The organism is Staphylococcus sp. ACRSN (assembly GCF_022346615.1).
Taxonomy (GTDB): domain Bacteria; phylum Bacillota; class Bacilli; order Staphylococcales; family Staphylococcaceae; genus Staphylococcus.
On record NZ_JAKRNS010000014.1, the window covers coordinates 62144 to 79060 of the forward strand.

Genomic DNA, 16917 nt, shown 5'->3' on the forward strand with positions numbered 1-16917 from the left:
AGTGGGTCACCTACTTTTGTTCTGATAAATAATTCTTTAATTCATTTATTGAAGTAATTCTAACAAGACGTTGTATTTTTATAGCATCTTGTTTTTCTACAGCTTTTTTAATTTCTTCGTGATATTCAGTTACATCAAATATTTCTCTATTTTTATCAATATTCGCTAAACGGTTTACAAAATCAAATGTACTATTAATATTTTTGTTTAGTAAATCAAATATTAAGTCATACTCCGCAGAATCATTTATCAATTCGTCCATTTCTCTTTTAGTTTTTAACATCTGTTTTGTTGAAATTACACTACTTTGAAAATTTGCAACAAGTGACATTAAACTTCTTTGATCTTCTTCATCTAACTTCAAAGGTTTACCGTAAGTATTGCCATCATCGTCAATTAATACTTCATCTTCTTCATATCCTAAATATATATTGAAATCTTCTTGTTCTACTAACCACATTAAATTCATGTACGGTTTATCTAAGAAAACTACAGAGTTATCCTTCTTATTTACACGATAACGCATTTCAGAAATAACGGAAGCATCAAATTTATTACTTTCTTTAAAACTCCTATTTAATTCCGTTATATATTTTTTAAATTCTTCTTTGGCCTCATTATTATCATATCCAGCAGATTCCAATAGTTGAGTATAAATATTTTCTTCACCTTCAGGATCAAATGCATAAGCTATTTTTATTAACGTCTTTTTAGTTGGTTTTTCTACCTTACCACTTTCAATAGTTGATATATAAGAACGTGAAATATCAACTTTATTTGCTAATTCTTGTTTATTTAAACCTCTTGATTCTCTTAATTCTTTTAATAAATCCTTTAATAACAAGGTTTATCACTCCTTTTTAATTCTTAATATTAATTTTAACACAAGTTACGCTTGTACCGTAAGTAAAAGTAGTGTATATTTAGGTTAAGTTAGTTACGCAACTTACGTAATTAACGTAAATTATTTTATTGGGTGGTGAAAAAAATGAGTGTTGCTATCAAAAGAATGGCGTTTAAATTTTCAATAGTCAAAAAAGGGTGGAATGCTAAACAATTAGCAGAACATGTACCTATGGATTACGTTTACTTAAATAAAATTATTAATGGTAAAGCAAATCCTTCTGATTTAATGGCTATAAAAATTTCGAATGCACTTGAAGTTGATGTGTCAGAAATATTTGAAATAAAAGAAAAAGTATAAAGGAGGAAACAAAATGAAAAAACTAGCATATCCCCATCTTTATATTCAACGCAAGGAACACGGTCACAATCAAGCGTTCGTTGCTCGAAAATTAGGTATCTCAAAGGAACGTTACTCTTTGAAAGAGCTAAACAAAGCAAACTTCACATTACCAGAAGCAAAAATTTTATCTGAATTATATGGAATGCCTATCGACCAGCTTTTTAGTAATTCAATAACAGTAGGATCATAAAAGGAGGAAAAGAAATGAATAAACAAATTTTTGGCAATGAAGAAATAAGGTTCATTGAGAAGGACGGGGAACATTGGGCAGTAGCAAGTGATGTTGCGAAGGTATTAGGATATTCACATGCACCTAGTATGTTGAGAATGATAGACCAAGAAGATAAGGGGGTACACAATGTGCACACCCTTGGAGGACAACAAAAAACAACGATACTTTCAGAATTTGGTATATACGAAGCTATTTTGAATAGTAGACGTGATGAAGCAAAAGAATTCAAAAAGTGGGTCAAACAAATATTGAAAAAATTAAGACATGCTAGTGGCTTAGAATCATATGAAGTATTCCGCATGTTAGATAAGGAACATCAAAAGAAAGCGATGCAGGTGTTACGTGGTGCATTAGAAAGTGATAAGCCTATTAATTTTATTAAAGCTAACACAATCGCAAATAAAGCCGTTTCTACAGCGTTTGGCTTTGAAAAGATGATTGGTAAGGACGATATGACACCAGCGATGTTAGAAGTACGTCAGGTCATCTTAGATGATGTTGTGAAATTAACCGAAGCTAAAAGCAATTTTAACTTAGACATTAAAGTAAGTAAAAGTATCTATGATAAGTACGGGGTGAAATCATGAGATTATTCGCAATACTTATAGCAGCAAGCTCATTGACATCTTTTTCAGTAGGTTATGTGACAGAAGATATATTTAATAGTTTCGCAGTATATTCGCCATTAGCTGCTACTTCATGGGTTATATCAGAATGGTTTAACGGAAGAAAAATTAAAAAACAATTATTGGAGGAAAATTAAGATGAAAGTTAGAGAATTTAAAAACAAATATGGTAGAGAAATAGCGCTAATGCTTATAAGTGATCGTGTTAATAACAAAAAAATGAATAAAGATGATAGAGAACTTCGTGAATATGAACTTATTAAAGCGTATATGGAACACCAAGATATTAATGATAAGTATATCGGGGATTTAGACATTTTCGATATGGTTACAGATTTTGAAAGAATGATAAAAATGTCTGTTAATGCCACTAATGTTTTAACGGTATTAGGTACGACTGGTAACGATATGCAAAATGAAATTAGTTACTTCTCACGTGAAGATGATTTAAATAATTTGTATCTTGCTAAGCTAGAAATTGAAAAGTTAATCAAAGCAATTGAGAAAAATAGACCAAATTACATTAATTTTTATAAGGAGAGTAAATAATGAATTATTCAGAAAAAGTACAAGAAAGCATTGAGTTCGCAGATTTGAGAAATAAGGTTCAATCGTTGCTCGATTACCTTGGAATGGAAACATCAGAATTAGAAAGTGGCAGAGAGTTTGCAATGAAAAGTAATGAACCTATAGTGTACCAAATGATAAATAACAACATTAAGCAAAATTATATTGTCTCAAGCACTTTGCAAGCTATCAGAACAGACATTGAGAACATGCACGATGATATTCGAGCTGATATTAAGCAAGAAAAAAACGCATTATCTCATGCCGACCAAAGCGAAGATAACGCGTAAGAACCGATATTTAATTAAATATCTAACTAAAATACTAACATAAACGAAAGGTTGGTTGTATGGACGAAACAACACTGTATAAAAAACATTTTGAATTTCATTCAAATTTAGATTATATCAATACAACAAGTTTATCCAGAATCAAAGAGATTAGTAAGCGAATCAATTTCGCTTCTATCTCATCTGATAAACAAATTTTTAATAACAAAGGTAATTTATATCATCGTGAAAAGAATGATATAGGTGATTACATCAGTAATCTTACTTTAGATTATATCATAATTCCTAAAGAAATTGGTGTTATTTATGGAATTGTGAATACAAAAATTACAGAAAATGATAACGGTGAAGAAGAAAAGAAAGCAAGTTTTAAAGCAGATACATTCAACAATTATGCAAGATTTATTGCAGATCTCATATCAGATAAAGTGATTTATTCTGATGAATTAGATGAATTTTTAATTGTCAAAAGTAATACCTATGAAGTGATAGATGAAACTAATTTTGCATTAAATTATCCAGTTGATAATAAGCATCAGATAAATGATTTTTTAGACGTCATGGTTGAAATTTATAGAGAATATTTAAGTATTGAACATGGTTATAATATCCTACCTTATACTATTGCAGGTAATAATTGGGTGTACGATTGTAGAAATTTAGAATTTATAGAAAAAACACTCAATCCAAATGAATTATGTGCTAAAAAATATGATGTTAATGCTAGTGATATTGATACAGATACACCTAGACAGTTTTATGATTTAGTAACTGAAAATGAAAAGAGTAAAAATAACTTAATGCTAGTACATGCATATACAATGTATCGAAAAATGGAACTTATCCAAGCAGAAAAATGGATGCTAATGAAGGACTTCGGTCGTTCGGGTAAAGGGTTGTTTATGACTACATTTGATGCATTGTTACAAGTTAATAAAGTGAATTTCGACAGTTTAATTTCTGGTGGTTTTGAAGCATCTAACGAATGGATGAATTTTTACGGTGCAGATATTGCACATGCAAATGAAACAGGAGAAATTACAAAAGTAATGATGCGAATATTGAGAAAAATTGCTACAGGTGAAGTAATTTCTGGACGTGGTATTGGTAGAAATGCATTCACATTTAAAAATAATGCAGTGTTAATTCTTGATACAAATGAAAGTGTGGATACAGGAGAAATTACAGCAAATACGACACGTACAATTAAAATTTCACTCAAAGATAGACCACTTAACGAAACAGATGAAGAACGTTATCAAGTATTCAAACCATATTGGGACTTCGTGCAACCAAATGGCAAAAAATCAGTAGCAGCTGCCGTTTCATTCTTAATTGTAAGTTTAGAGTATCTTAAAGAGATTGGGAGAGAATTTAAGTTTAATGATGTAACACTTAAAAATTACTTTAGTGAAGATGAATTGACGGAAACACAAGTTTCTTTATTGAAAGCATTATCTAGGCAAAATTTCATATTTGCTGGTGATGAAACATTACAAAAAATGATTGAACAGGATTATAAAAGTTTGAGGTACAAACAAGCTAAAGATGATATGAAAAAAATTGGCATCAGTCTAAATAATCAAAAAAAGATAGATGGTGTTAATACTAAAGTGCATAATGTTGGGAATGCAGAATTATTTAATATGGCACTTGAATTAATATCTGGAGAATAAAGGTTACCGTAACTCTTAGGTAACTCTTATAGTAACCCTAAAATCATTGTAATAACAGGTGGTAACTCTTGTAACTCTAATTTATATAGCGTTTTTTATGAATGAAATTATTGTTTACTACTATAGAGAAAAAAAGGGCTACAAGGGTTACCGTAACTCTTAATAAGGAGGTATTCAATGACAGGTTATCATGTAGCAAAATATTTATTAAAAAAGAATATTCAAGTTATACCTTTAAATGAGTACAAAAAGCCGAGTGTTTCATTTGCTGATATAGATATTACTGATGATTTCATTGAATATTATTCTATTCTATACAATAAAACAAATGTGTTAGGCGTTCTTACACGTGGTCTATGGTGTATCGATATTGATGTAGATCATCAAGAAGGTAGTAACGGATTAGAAAGTTTAAAAATGATACCTTTTTATGCCGAAGTTGTAGCAAATGCTCAAAACACTTTGGTACAAACTACACCTAGTGGTGGCAAACACATAATATTCAAAAAACGTGTAGGTATTGAATACAGTCAAAAAATAGATTATTTACCATCAGTAGATATAAAGGCACATGATAACAATTATTTTGTGTTAGCAAACAGTCAGACACGAAAAGGGATTTATAAACACAATAAAAAAGATGTAACGGAATATAATGGAGAATTTGAAAACCGTATATTTTCTAAACGTGGTAATTACACAAAACAAGTATTAGAACCGTATTCTATGAAACGAGTGTTATCAGACCATAATTTTGACCATTTAGGTGCTGGTAAAGGTGGATTAGGTAAACAAGCATACCAACGTATTATAAATGGTGAAAGTGAATATAGGAATGATGATTTATATAAAGCAGCAAGCTATGCGAAGCAATGTAACATCGATATTGAGCCATTGCGTATATTAATTGGGGATAATAAAAATGGCGATATATTTGATGAGAGAAGTTGGGAGGCGACTGTAAGAAGTGCAGGCTACTAATATTGAAACAAATTATGATGCACAAGCAAATAAGGCAGGTTTAATAGTTGGGATATCAGAAGAAATGTATTTCTGTTCAATTAGCAAGGTGTCGCAAGTATATGTTGAGTATATTGATAATAATTGGGTGGCATGGCGTGAAAGCTATGTACCCAATAGTAATAGGCGCACCAGTTATAAAATGATTGCCCACGGTGGATTTGAGTTGGTAATGGCACGTACTAAGAATTATTTAGGATATATCAAAAAGAATAGAGGGCGAAGAAAATGAGATACCTATACAACAGTGGCAACAGATATGGAAAAGTAATAACTAATAACGGTAACCGTCGTGTGATTACAGAATATCCACGTGAAATATTTAACTTTAATGATGATGAACTACATCAATACATGCTAGATAACAATTTAGGTTTTAATGCAATTGAGTTTAACGATATGACAATGCAGGAACTCGAAACAGTATTAATGTGGTGTAAACAGTTAAAGCCTATGAAATCAGTTAATTACAATTGTTCTAGCTATAACTTAAAGCATATGTTTGAACGTGAGCCTTATGGCTTTTATATATCAAATGGAAATATGAAAGAAGTCATGGCACTTGCTGGATTTAAGCCTAAGAACGCAGACGATCTCAATTGGTTTTATCCGATAAGTGAGCGTAGTATTAAACAACTTTAAAAGTAAGGTATTCATTAGAAATTGTATAGCTACAAATTATTAGAAGATATTAAAGATTGTTTATATCTATATTATTAAAGGGGATACGCACATGTGGTATAGAGATGTGGTTAATCAAATTGTTGCTAGATTACCGACCGATATAAGTAATGTATCAGAAAGTTATTTAGATAATGTAATCAAGCGATATGTAACTAAGTATGAGGATATTGAAGAAGTGAAACAATGTATTAATGATATGAAACAAAGTAAGGAAATTAAAACATACAAAGATTTTATAACTAAACAATAAGGAGTTTTTTAAATGGCTAAAGTAAATGAAAAATCAATCGAAGTATTCAACAAGGTAATTGAACCAAAAGTAGAGAATAAAAAATATGTAGCGTTAGAAAAGATTAAAGTAACTGACAAACTTAAAGAGTTTGATTTCAAGATGTCGCACTATCGCAATGAAGAAGATTTTGCAATGATTGCATCACTTAAAAAGGAACAAGGAAAACTTGAGAATGAGATTGTGGCATTACATGAGCAAAGTGAAGATGATAATCATAAGTTGTTAGATAAAGATATTAAAGACTTCAACAGCGCTTATGATAAAGAGGTTAAAGAATTAAGAGAGATAAATAGTAAATTAATTCAAGATTTCAATAACAAATTGCAAGATGCATATGAAGTCTATGAAAAGATGGCAGCTAACAAGGTAGAAGCTATTCGTAGAGCATCAAGACGTAATTATATGAATAGTGCAATTAGCAATCCAGATCAATGGAGATTGAGCTTACAACGCAGTACAAGTTTAGTTGATGATCCATTCAGAACAGATACAGACCCAACTATCTTAGCAAATACTTTTAAAGAGAAATTATTTAATATAAACAAACGTGCAGATTCAGAATACAATAACGGAAACCAAAAGTGGTAGAGGGGGAATTTAAATGAGTTATACGGTATTAAGTCCATTAGAACAAGACTATGCATTAGGGTTTGATGAAAAGAAAAACACTATTATTTTAAAACCATTATATTCAGATTCGAAAGTTGGAATCGCTAAATCAGATGGATTAACTAATTCTAAGGTTAATTATAAGAATGGTTTACTTACGAGCAGAGTATTTAAAAACTTTAAAGATACTGATGGAATAAACATTGTGTTAAATAATAGCGAAAGTTCATTCGTTGCTAACAGTCAAGATATTGGCGTACTTACTGTTATTAAAGAAGAATTTATAGGCTTTGGCATTCAAGTTGATAAGCTGAAAGATAAAGGCAAAGGGCTAAAAGAATTAGTAGACATAGCTAAGCATAAGCGTTCAGTATCAGTACAATGCTATGCCAGTATGTTGGGTATGGATGGTACAACGATTGGAAACATTGATAAGATTGAATTAATATCTATCAACACAAAATAAACTAATTATAAAATAGTATTGTTATAATATGATTTATGTAGTATAATGTAAGTAGGTAGAAATCTACCTTGAATGCTTTATAAATCATTCAGTCTATTCTTCTGGCACCAATTGCTTGTTCTTGAAAGTAACATACAGATAAACTCTTCCTTTATACGCCATCATCACTTGTCCTGTTCTTGTACTTGTGGTGGTGGCTATTTTAATATCAAGAGTTCATACAGACATATACAGTTTGATAGATCATACATTCAGTAATCATATCTAACATGTGATTGATGTGTGATTAACAGATTGATATAGAACATTGTTAAAGCAAGAGAATGATTCTATATTGTTGTGTTGTTATAACAAGATAAGTATTCAAGATAGATAATGATTGAAGTTATATTGAATGATGAATAAGTAATTAGTTCAATGATGATAAAGAAAGAGTAAATCAATAATGATAATGAGATAAGTAAATGTAATCAATTGAATGATTAGATCATAATGAATTCATTTATATTATCAAAAGAAGAATGATTAACTAAATAACTTTGATGAACAAACTTAAAAGATAAATGATTACAAAATGTTTTTGTTATTCAACTTAAAATTAAATTCAAAATAAATTATTAAATTCAAAATAAACATTCAACATGAACATCAATACAATAAGTATCTTCATAGTTATTCAATAGGTTAAATGCTTAATAGTGTTAATAGCTTTATACCAAATAGATAACTAATACAAAGGTCATAATAGTTTAATGATATTCGATGTGAATAGATTGGCTGAAGACTCATGAGGTGAGCTAAATAGATTATCAAAATACAGTTGTATCAGCTAATAATACACATGATAAACAGAGCAATAAAAGGCTTAATATCAAGACTTCATACAAGGCGTTTAGAGCTTGTTTCAGAGCATGTAATAACACTGTGATTAAGGCTTTGTAAATAATGAATGCACGTCATATTAGTACAGCTATTGATAACAGGATAGGAGTAATTAAAAAGGGAGGCATCCTATAGGCGCCCACTATATTTTTTAATTTCTGTAATCGATTGACTCTTAATCTTGACCGATTGTTGAAAATAAAAGTCGAAAATGTGTAAAGTTCACAAGCTTTACGTAGGTTAAATACTAAAAATTATATGAAAAGGGGAAATAAAATGGCTCAAAGAAAGTTACTGTCACAACAAAAGTCTAGATTAACTACAGAAGCACAGGAAACAAAGCAAGCTACAGAAGAAGCATTGAAACAACTTACTAAATTACAACCAGAGCCACCTGAATGGTTAGATGGTACAGCTACAAAGGAATGGCATAGAATATTCCCGTTACTAGAAGAATTACCAATAGCAAGTTTAGATTTAGCCCTTGTATCTGCATATTGCACAGCGTATTCAGACTATATTAATGCAACTATACGAATGAAGAATGAAAGTGCAATTATAGAAACGGAACGTGGCACAAAGCTTAATCAAAATCATGCTATTAAAAGGGATTCACTATCACAATTAAATAGTATTGCGCCTAAGTTAGGGCTAACTGTGGAATCAAGATTAAAAATACTAGATCCTTCAAAAGAAAAGGTGACTGGAAAATCAGTTTTTGACATATTCGGTATGGATGATGACGACTAATAAATAAATTTGTTTCATTAAAAGTGTCTAGGAGGGCTACTATGATATTAAAACGTTGTAAATCAGTTTTGTGGTATAAAGAAGAAATGAAAATTACTGAATATGAGTTGCTAACTAATTATAATCCACAATTCATTAATAGTAAGATTCGAGCAATACAGGAACAAATCAATGCAATGTATCATCTTAATACATCACATACAGTGTGTGATGAAATCGCTGGTGTTATTACAGTTTCATATCCATTAGATAAATTAGTTATATGGATAACTGATCAAAAAGATGAATTGAATCGTTTTAAAAGTAATAGTACCAAGAAACTTAATTTATTGAAGAAACTTATCAGTAACTATACACCTAAGGAACAAAAAGAAGTAATGAGATATTTCAAATCTAATGGCAGTAATAAGCCTTATAAGACAATTGATAAGTTACAGGAAGATTTATATAAGATACATCACAATAAGCGCATAGAACGCAATGAACAGCGTGAAAAAGAGAATGAAGTTATATATCAAAACTTTGTAGTAGAAGTGAAAGAAAGCTTAAATAATAAGCGTGAGGAGTTGGTTGTATGATTAGAGGATTAGATAAAGTAGATTATCCAATATTAGAAAAATACATGCGCAATTATCATAGTATGGTTGATACTTATAAGAATAAACCTAGTGATATGAACGAATTAAAGTATATGAACCTAGAATCAATTGTAAAAGGCATTACAGAAGTATATAACGGTAGTGAAGTTAAAGTGCAGCAGATTATTAAACTCACATGGTGGGATGATAAGAACTATACAGATGAAGTGATAGCGAGTGTTATAGATATCACAGAATACACGTTAAGACATGCTAGAGAGGTTATATTAAAGCGTGTTGCAAAGGCAGTAGAATATGTATGAGGTATGATAAATCAACTGTAAAAGCGTTTATATTGAATTACCACAAGACACAAGATAATAGTGTTTCATGTGATGAAGATGTTGGTATTTATGATTTTTTTAATGTTAACGATCAAGCAGAAACTCATGAGATAGATAATAGCAACGTTGAAGATGTGATATTTTTTAATGAATTAGAAGCTGTTGTTGAAAGAGTAGCGACTGAAAAAGAACATAATTTATTCTTATTACTTAGTAATGGTGTTAGTTTTGAAAAAGCTGGAAGTATATTTGGTGTGCAAAGTCAGAGGGCGAAACAGATGTTAAATCAGTTGTTGGATAAGTTAGGGTAAAATAATAATGAAATAAAGTTGCATTTTTACTGTGTAAAGTATTATTATTAATAGACAAGAACATCATTGATTATAGGTGATTAAATTTGAGTTTAAAAGATAAAAGTAAAAATAATAAAAAAATTGCCTATATGCTTTTAGAAGAAAATATGTATGATGCCTCAGTTAATAGGTTTTATTACTATTTTTTTCAAAAATTATTAAACTATGCTGAAGAAAATTTTGATTATAAAGACGATGGGAAAGGTTCATCTCATAATAATTTAATAAACTTCATAGATATCGAAATTAATAAAGCGATGCTAGACAGTTCAAACGGCATGAGTTTAATAAGAGCAAAAAGTATGAAAGGCCAATTTATAAGTGTGAAAAGATTAAGGGTGAAGTCAGACTATTATCAAGATATGATTTCAGAACGAGATATTTTGGAAGTCCAAGATACTATTAAAAAGTTAGATGAGCATTTCGGTTTAATTAAGAGTGAAATGTAGGTGGATAAAATGGTTAATATTAAAAATAGAGATGAAAATATTTGTATTTCAATGACGGTAGATAAATTAAATGAGTTAGAAGGTTTAAATAATAAATTTATATACCAATATAACTTGAATGAAAATTGGTTTGATATAATGCATTCTATTGATGACATATTACAAAAAGATGACGACTTGGCAGAAAAAATAAAAACAATTATAGTTGATGGTTTAATTGCTAATGGTATATTCAACTTTTCATTTTATGAGGATAAAGAACAAATCAGAGCAAATACAATAAAATTTAAAAATGATAAGAAACACGTATTTAAAGCAGGTACTTTTAAAAATAATACTAATTTAATCACAAATAGAATTTTAAGTATGAGAGAAAATAAGGAAACAATTTTTGATTCGGAAAATATTGAGTTAGCGATGTAGGTGAATAATTATGAGTGCAATTATAGAGTTTCAAAGTTTTAGATTAATGGATCTTAAATATAATCTTGAAACAGCATCAAATAAAGATGAAGAAGTTGACAAGTCGGCATTAAGAATAAATGTTGGAACTACTGATGTAAGTAGTGAAGGTATAGCTCAGTTAGAACTAGAGATAAACGTGAGTGATGCAGGTGAAAATTATGATAGAGATATAAAGATAATAGTAATGGGGCTTTTTAAGATTACAGAGCAAGATGACTATAAGGGCGAAGATATAGAACGTATTTTAAAAGTGAATGGTACTGCAATTATGATGCCGTTTGTTAGATCTTTTATTTCGGACATTACTAGTTTTGATGATTCAACAGACCATATATTGTTGCCAACAATGAATGTACAAGCTATGTTCGATTCAAACTAACACAAAATTTGTGATTGGTTTATTAAAATAACTTCTACAGCCACTCTTCGGAGTGGTTATTTTTATGTGCATTTATGTTAGAATATTCAGTAATTTAAAATATGAATATAACATTGGGGTGAATTAGCATATGAGTGTTTACTTAGAAAATATGAAGCAACAAACTTTCAAAGCTTTTTATGAGGAAAGTATAATTGAATATGCATCAGAGCATGTTAATAGTGGTAATTGGGAGGAAGAGGGTTCAATTGAAAGAGCAAGTACAGAGTTTGAAAATTTACTGCCAGAGGGCTTAGATACAAGTAATCAATATTTACTATCTGTGATTTATAATAATATGGATATAGGTTATCTATGGTTACATATATTTGATGTTAAAGAAGAAAAGAAATGTTTTATATATGATATTAAGATTAAAGATACATATAGAGGGCAAGGTCTAGGTACAAAAACGATGGAATGTATAGAAGAATATTGCAAAGATAAAGATGTAGAAAGTATTGGTTTGCATGTATTTGGACACAATAAGCGAGCTGTATCTTTATATAATAAAATGGGATTTGAAACTACAAATTATCGTATGGAGAAAAAATTGAAATAATTATATAAATTGGAAAGGATTTTTAAAATTGATTCAATCTATAAATCACGTAACTTATTCAGTATCAGATATTAATAATTCTATTGCTTTCTATAAAGATGTTTTAAAAGCAAAAGTTTTAGTAGAGAGTGACAAAACAGCATACTTCACTATAGGTGGTCTGTGGCTAGCGCTTAATGAAGAAAAGGATATATCTAGAAATGAAATTCAATACTCATATACACATATGGCATTTACAATTAATGAAAATGAATTTGACGAATGGTATCAGTGGTTAAAAGATAACAACGTTAATATATTAGAAGGACGTAATAGAGATATAAGAGATAAACAATCAATATACTTCACTGATCCAGACGGCCACAAGTTTGAATTACATACAGGAACTTTGCAAGATAGATTAAACTATTATAAAGAAGAAAAGCCACATATGAAATTTTATATATAAGTAGGTTATATTATGACAATAGAAGCAAGGTTATTTGAAGAACAAGATTTAATCAAAATAAATGAATTGTTAGTTTTATATGAAGATTTAGGTTATTCAACAATAACCAAGGATTTAGTTAATCGCTTGAAAAAGATATACAGTCATGAAGATTATTATTTGTTACTTTTAATAAAAGATGATGTGATAATCGGTCTGAGTGGTATGTGCAAAATGATGTTCTATGAAAAGAATGGTGAGTATATGCGTTTACTAGCATTTGTTATTAATTCTAATTATAGAGAAAAAGGCTATGGAACAATTTTATTAAAAGGTTCAGAAATGTTAGCAACTCAATTAGGATGCAAAGCAATCACTTTAAATAGTGGTAATAGAAATGATAGAGATAATGCGCATAGCTTTTATAAAAGTAATGGATTTGAAAATAAGTCATCTGGATTCTCTAAAAATTTAGAATAAGTCCGTCATGCATGTATAGATATTGAACGCCAAACGAACAACTATACGTTTATTCATTTCTCGATGCAACACAGAGTGAATGTCAGAGTTAGAATTTTGAAAATTTTGATTAATTCTTGAAGGATGTGTAATAAATCGTTAGGGCATAGGCTTCACCAGTAGACCAAGCACTAAAATAACAACCGTATTTATAATTTTACTTTTACTATATCTTAAATGTAAGAAATAGTTTTTACCCAATTATGACTAATAAGAAAAATTCAATTGTAATTAAATATGCTAAAATATAGTTATTAAAGAAAAACTAGTATTTATTATTAGTTAATAAATAGGAGAGTATAATAAGTGAAAGACAAAGAAAGTAATCAGAATTATAATACGCCAATTTTACTTTTGATAGGAGTTGTTATTGCAGTATTAATAGTTTGTTACCTCGTTATTGATGCACTAATAGGTTTTAAAAACACTAAAGAGGTAATACCAATTATTATTAGTATATTTGGCTTGTTTGCTACATTTGGTGGTGCTTATTTAGGTGCAAAAATAGCAGGAGATAATGCTAGAAATATTTATGAAAAACAAAAAGAAGATATGTTTAAAGATGAGTTATATCAAATTGAAACATCAATAAGTATGGAATTTTCAAAAATATTAGAGAATCATAATAAATTAAACTCTTATGCTATTTGTTGTGATGATTCTTATGGATTTGAGGATAGATATGGTGGATTAGATATTAAAACTGTATTAGATATTTATGCTATTCCATTGATAGCACTATTAAAAAAAGAAAAAATTCATAGAATAGAAAAAGAATTATTAGAAAATATTGTAAAAGTACTAAATGATTGTAATAGATATTACAATGCATTCAAGTCTATAGACTTCGAAAAAGAAGATAGGATCAAAAGTCCAATCATTCTAAGTACTAATGACCATTTTAAACTATCAGAAAACGAAAGTGATGAATTAAATGATTTAGCTAGAGAAATGAGATCAGATAAACATAATTATAAAACAAAATACATTGTCAGTGCTTTTATTCTCCAAAAAATGGATAAAAGATTAGATAAATTAATCAATAATATAACTAATGAAGATATTAAAACTTTGTTTTTGGAATCGAAACTTTCATCAAAAGAAAGTTCAGGATTTACTAGCATTTACAATTTTTAGTGTTATTTAATATAGTATGAAATATAAGTGCACAAATTTATGTTGTTTTTGCAATTTTAACATTTTACACTAAATCAGTAAGGCAATGTAAACATTGATATAGCAATACTTATAGCGATTTTTAAATGTATAGATAAACGGTATAATGAACTCCCACCGTCTCCACTATAAAGCTCTCAATCCTTGTGATTGGGAGCTTTTTATTTTGGGTGGACAGCTAATAAAAATCACCTAAATATAAGAAAATCAAGGGCAGTAGAGACTGCCCTTGAATTTTTTAATTTATTGGTTCAACTTGATCTAAAATAGCATCTTGTTTCTTTTCAAGTTTTTCAATTTCTTCATCTGATAAATTAGAATCTTCTCCGTACATTTTTTCGGTAAGTGCATTATATTCATCGTGTAATTTTTCTTCTTTAGCTTCTTGGGCAGCTTCTTCAGCTTGTATTTCTTTTTCATATTCTTCATTTTCTTCTTGCATATCTTCTGGTCTGATTAATTCTGCATCAGTACCACCAGCAATATGTTGTCTATCCCATTCTGCAACTTCTTCCTTAGTCCACTCATGGTCATCATTTTGTTGATTTGATTGATATTGTGATTGTTCTGCTTGTTGAGTTTGTTGATTATTAAATTGCTGTTGATCAGTATTTTGTGTCGTATTGTCTTGTTGTTGATTTGTATCGTTATTTTGTTGATTATTTGTATTATTTGTTACTTTATCAGCATCTTTTTTGTCACTTTCATCATTCTTTTTCTTATCGTCATTTGATTTCTTTTTATCTTGTTTTTTACTGTCATTTTTTTATCTTTGTCTTCGGATTTATTTTCCTTTTTTATCATCAGAATTACTTTCCTCTTTGTTACCACATGCTGCTAATACTAAAAAACTTGCTAAAAATAAAACTAGAATCTTTTTCATGCTACATAACTCCTTTATTTTAATGTTTTCTGCATTGATTTTTTATATTTTTCAAACGTATGATCATCAACTTCTCCATTCATTTGAATCAAATATTTTTCTTTAGAATAAGTATGTGAATAAAGTATTGCACTTTCTTTACCTAATTCGTCATAGTATATTTTGGTTTGTTTTAAATCACTTTCATTTTTAAACTTCAATAATCTAGAGTGATTATTTCCATTGACAATGAATATTCTGGCATCAATTGCTTTCATTGGTGCTGCGCCAAAATCATCATGTGTCATCTTCTTCTCATCATTAACATTCAAATCGTCATCTTTAAAACCTTTAATAATATCTTTTGTTTCATATGTCTTGCCACAAGCACATAAAAACAAAAATGCAATAATAACTAAAGCAATAACCTTTTTCATTCCACATTTCTCCCTATATCTAAAATTTTATATTCAAACACGCACGTAGGGGAGAAAACTGTATTAGATATTCTCGACATTGTGCATGTACAGGATAATAATTTAGGTTTGACAACTATTTAAAACAATAATTAAATTGCACTACACTTAAATACTTTGTGTGATAACAAATACTTATCAAAATAAGAAAAGGTAATAAAATAATATATCAAAGCAACATTAAGCAAACGTTCATCTTCTTTTTTGTACATTATATTATTGGCTAAAAGTTGTATGGATACATCTAATTAGACACTAGTGAACTTATAGAATGCTATGAAATAATAATGATAAATTATTAAATTTACTTTTAATTTTAATATAAACTATAAAGTTAATTATAAATATGTAGTATAATTATATGGGTATGGTAGAGAAATGCTTGAAATATATGACATATATCGGAGGGTTTCAAATATGACATTTCAAAATTATTTATCCATTTTTATTCTTTGTTTACCATTATTATTGTTTATTGGACGTAAAACACATTTTTATTATTTAGATAGAAAACAAAAGGATGTTAGAAAATGAGCGAGTTAAGAATTGAAATCCAAAAATTATTAGACAGTGAAATGACGGGCTATAAAATAAATAAAGCAACTGGGTTAAGTCAAACAATAATTTCTGGATTGAGAAATGGTAAAAGAGATATCGATAATTTGACGTTGAAAAATGCTGAAGTATTAGCAGCATTTTCTAAAACACATTTAAATTAATGATAGAAGAATATGAATAGAATAATGGTGATCAAATAAAAAGGATAGGCAATACGCCTATCCTTTTTTTTATTGAAATTAAATCACTATTTTTAGATTTCTAGTGGTTTTATGACTCAATGCACATTCAAACTCATTATCTTTTAATAGATTTAAATGTAGTTATTTTATCTTGTATTCTAAAATTTTCACGAAATTTGTCACTTATCTTTCCAAAAATCTTGTTGAG

At 29.0% G+C, this 16917-nt stretch carries 29 protein-coding genes; 26 read left to right on the forward strand and 3 right to left on the reverse strand.

The window, feature by feature from the left end:
- Positions 1-10: 10 nt before the first annotated feature.
- Entirely contained in the window at positions 11-844 is an 834-nt protein-coding gene (locus MHZ36_RS12500; RefSeq protein ID WP_239232045.1) for a helix-turn-helix transcriptional regulator, read from the reverse strand.
- Positions 845-988: 144 nt separating this feature from the next.
- Here MHZ36_RS12500 and MHZ36_RS12505 point away from each other — a divergent pair, with 144 nt between their 5' ends.
- The 24 genes from MHZ36_RS12505 (at position 989) to MHZ36_RS12620 (ending at position 14592) form a co-directional block, all read left to right on the forward strand.
- The gene (locus MHZ36_RS12505) at positions 989-1204 is read left to right on the forward strand and encodes a helix-turn-helix domain-containing protein (protein ID WP_239232046.1); all 216 of its coding nucleotides are present in this window, start codon (positions 989-991) and stop codon (positions 1202-1204) included.
- A 13-nt stretch (positions 1205-1217) separates the two neighbouring features.
- A complete protein-coding gene (locus MHZ36_RS12510; RefSeq protein WP_239232047.1) occupies positions 1218-1436 on the forward strand; it encodes a helix-turn-helix transcriptional regulator in 219 nt (72 codons plus the stop codon).
- A 14-nt stretch (positions 1437-1450) separates the two neighbouring features.
- Positions 1451-2065: a BRO-N domain-containing protein gene (locus MHZ36_RS12515; RefSeq protein WP_239232048.1), complete on the forward strand. Its 615-nt coding sequence runs from the start codon at positions 1451-1453 to the stop codon at positions 2063-2065.
- Positions 2062-2241: a hypothetical protein gene (locus MHZ36_RS12520; RefSeq protein ID WP_239232049.1), complete on the forward strand. Its 180-nt coding sequence runs from the start codon at positions 2062-2064 to the stop codon at positions 2239-2241. Before MHZ36_RS12515 ends, MHZ36_RS12520 begins: the two co-directional genes overlap by 4 nt.
- Position 2242: 1 nt before the next feature.
- Positions 2243-2653 (forward strand): hypothetical protein, encoded by a 411-nt coding sequence (locus MHZ36_RS12525; protein WP_239232050.1) that lies wholly within the window; start codon positions 2243-2245, stop codon positions 2651-2653.
- Positions 2653-2961: a hypothetical protein gene (locus tag MHZ36_RS12530; RefSeq protein WP_239232051.1), complete on the forward strand. Its 309-nt coding sequence runs from the start codon at positions 2653-2655 to the stop codon at positions 2959-2961. Before MHZ36_RS12525 ends, MHZ36_RS12530 begins: the two co-directional genes overlap by 1 nt.
- A gap of 59 nt (positions 2962-3020) precedes the next feature.
- Positions 3021-4637 (forward strand): phage resistance protein, encoded by a 1617-nt coding sequence (locus MHZ36_RS12535; RefSeq protein ID WP_239232052.1) that lies wholly within the window; start codon positions 3021-3023, stop codon positions 4635-4637.
- Positions 4638-4814: 177 nt separating this feature from the next.
- The gene (locus MHZ36_RS12540; RefSeq protein ID WP_239232053.1) at positions 4815-5618 is read left to right on the forward strand and encodes a bifunctional DNA primase/polymerase; all 804 of its coding nucleotides are present in this window, start codon (positions 4815-4817) and stop codon (positions 5616-5618) included.
- Complete coding sequence (locus MHZ36_RS12545; protein WP_064205770.1) at positions 5605-5889, forward strand: hypothetical protein; 285 nt, start codon at positions 5605-5607, stop codon at positions 5887-5889. Before MHZ36_RS12540 ends, MHZ36_RS12545 begins: the two co-directional genes overlap by 14 nt.
- A complete protein-coding gene (locus MHZ36_RS12550) occupies positions 5886-6299 on the forward strand; it encodes a hypothetical protein (RefSeq protein WP_239232054.1) in 414 nt (137 codons plus the stop codon). The genes MHZ36_RS12545 and MHZ36_RS12550 overlap by 4 nt, the downstream gene beginning before the upstream one ends.
- Before the next feature lie 91 nt (positions 6300-6390).
- Positions 6391-6591, forward strand: coding sequence for a hypothetical protein (locus MHZ36_RS12555; RefSeq protein ID WP_239232056.1), 201 nt, complete (start codon positions 6391-6393; stop codon positions 6589-6591).
- A gap of 12 nt (positions 6592-6603) precedes the next feature.
- Positions 6604-7221 (forward strand): hypothetical protein, encoded by a 618-nt coding sequence (locus MHZ36_RS12560; protein ID WP_239232058.1) that lies wholly within the window; start codon positions 6604-6606, stop codon positions 7219-7221.
- A gap of 13 nt (positions 7222-7234) precedes the next feature.
- Positions 7235-7708: a hypothetical protein gene (locus tag MHZ36_RS12565; RefSeq protein ID WP_239232059.1), complete on the forward strand. Its 474-nt coding sequence runs from the start codon at positions 7235-7237 to the stop codon at positions 7706-7708.
- Positions 7709-8866: 1158 nt separating this feature from the next.
- A complete protein-coding gene (locus tag MHZ36_RS12570) occupies positions 8867-9340 on the forward strand; it encodes a phage terminase small subunit P27 family (RefSeq protein WP_239232060.1) in 474 nt (157 codons plus the stop codon).
- Positions 9341-9381: 41 nt separating this feature from the next.
- Entirely contained in the window at positions 9382-9918 is a 537-nt protein-coding gene (locus MHZ36_RS12575; RefSeq protein WP_239232061.1) for a pathogenicity island protein, read from the forward strand.
- Positions 9915-10241: a hypothetical protein gene (locus tag MHZ36_RS12580; protein WP_239232062.1), complete on the forward strand. Its 327-nt coding sequence runs from the start codon at positions 9915-9917 to the stop codon at positions 10239-10241. Before MHZ36_RS12575 ends, MHZ36_RS12580 begins: the two co-directional genes overlap by 4 nt.
- Positions 10238-10573: a sigma-70 family RNA polymerase sigma factor gene (locus MHZ36_RS12585; protein WP_239232063.1), complete on the forward strand. Its 336-nt coding sequence runs from the start codon at positions 10238-10240 to the stop codon at positions 10571-10573. The genes MHZ36_RS12580 and MHZ36_RS12585 overlap by 4 nt, the downstream gene beginning before the upstream one ends.
- Before the next feature lie 86 nt (positions 10574-10659).
- A complete protein-coding gene (locus MHZ36_RS12590; protein WP_069822204.1) occupies positions 10660-11064 on the forward strand; it encodes a hypothetical protein in 405 nt (134 codons plus the stop codon).
- 9 nt (positions 11065-11073) lie between these two features.
- Positions 11074-11487 (forward strand): hypothetical protein, encoded by a 414-nt coding sequence (locus MHZ36_RS12595; RefSeq protein WP_069822205.1) that lies wholly within the window; start codon positions 11074-11076, stop codon positions 11485-11487.
- Positions 11488-11497: 10 nt separating this feature from the next.
- Positions 11498-11908: a protein-export chaperone SecB gene (locus tag MHZ36_RS12600; protein ID WP_060759730.1), complete on the forward strand. Its 411-nt coding sequence runs from the start codon at positions 11498-11500 to the stop codon at positions 11906-11908.
- Between the two features lie 130 nt (positions 11909-12038).
- Entirely contained in the window at positions 12039-12509 is a 471-nt protein-coding gene (locus MHZ36_RS12605; RefSeq protein WP_239232064.1) for a GNAT family N-acetyltransferase, read from the forward strand.
- Between the two features lie 28 nt (positions 12510-12537).
- Positions 12538-12957 carry a FosB/FosD family fosfomycin resistance bacillithiol transferase gene (fosB, locus tag MHZ36_RS12610; protein WP_039068664.1) on the forward strand — a complete coding sequence of 140 codons (420 nt, stop codon included), beginning with the start codon at positions 12538-12540 and terminating at the stop codon, positions 12955-12957.
- 12 nt (positions 12958-12969) lie between these two features.
- The gene (locus tag MHZ36_RS12615; protein ID WP_002512016.1) at positions 12970-13416 is read left to right on the forward strand and encodes a GNAT family N-acetyltransferase; all 447 of its coding nucleotides are present in this window, start codon (positions 12970-12972) and stop codon (positions 13414-13416) included.
- Positions 13417-13761: 345 nt separating this feature from the next.
- Complete coding sequence (locus tag MHZ36_RS12620; RefSeq protein WP_239232065.1) at positions 13762-14592, forward strand: 6TM ABC transporter family protein; 831 nt, start codon at positions 13762-13764, stop codon at positions 14590-14592.
- A gap of 277 nt (positions 14593-14869) precedes the next feature.
- Here MHZ36_RS12620 and MHZ36_RS12625 read toward each other — a convergent pair whose 3' ends face one another.
- Positions 14870-15073: a hypothetical protein gene (locus MHZ36_RS12625; RefSeq protein WP_239232066.1), complete on the reverse strand. Its 204-nt coding sequence runs from the start codon at positions 15071-15073 to the stop codon at positions 14870-14872.
- A 455-nt stretch (positions 15074-15528) separates the two neighbouring features.
- Entirely contained in the window at positions 15529-15930 is a 402-nt protein-coding gene (locus MHZ36_RS12630; RefSeq protein ID WP_239232068.1) for a hypothetical protein, read from the reverse strand.
- Between the two features lie 456 nt (positions 15931-16386).
- Between MHZ36_RS12630 and MHZ36_RS14395 the strand changes: the two genes are divergently transcribed.
- The gene (locus tag MHZ36_RS14395) at positions 16387-16503 is read left to right on the forward strand and encodes a hypothetical protein (protein WP_343237215.1); all 117 of its coding nucleotides are present in this window, start codon (positions 16387-16389) and stop codon (positions 16501-16503) included.
- Positions 16500-16688: a hypothetical protein gene (locus MHZ36_RS12635; protein WP_239232070.1), complete on the forward strand. Its 189-nt coding sequence runs from the start codon at positions 16500-16502 to the stop codon at positions 16686-16688. Before MHZ36_RS14395 ends, MHZ36_RS12635 begins: the two co-directional genes overlap by 4 nt.
- Positions 16689-16917: the final 229 nt, after the last annotated feature.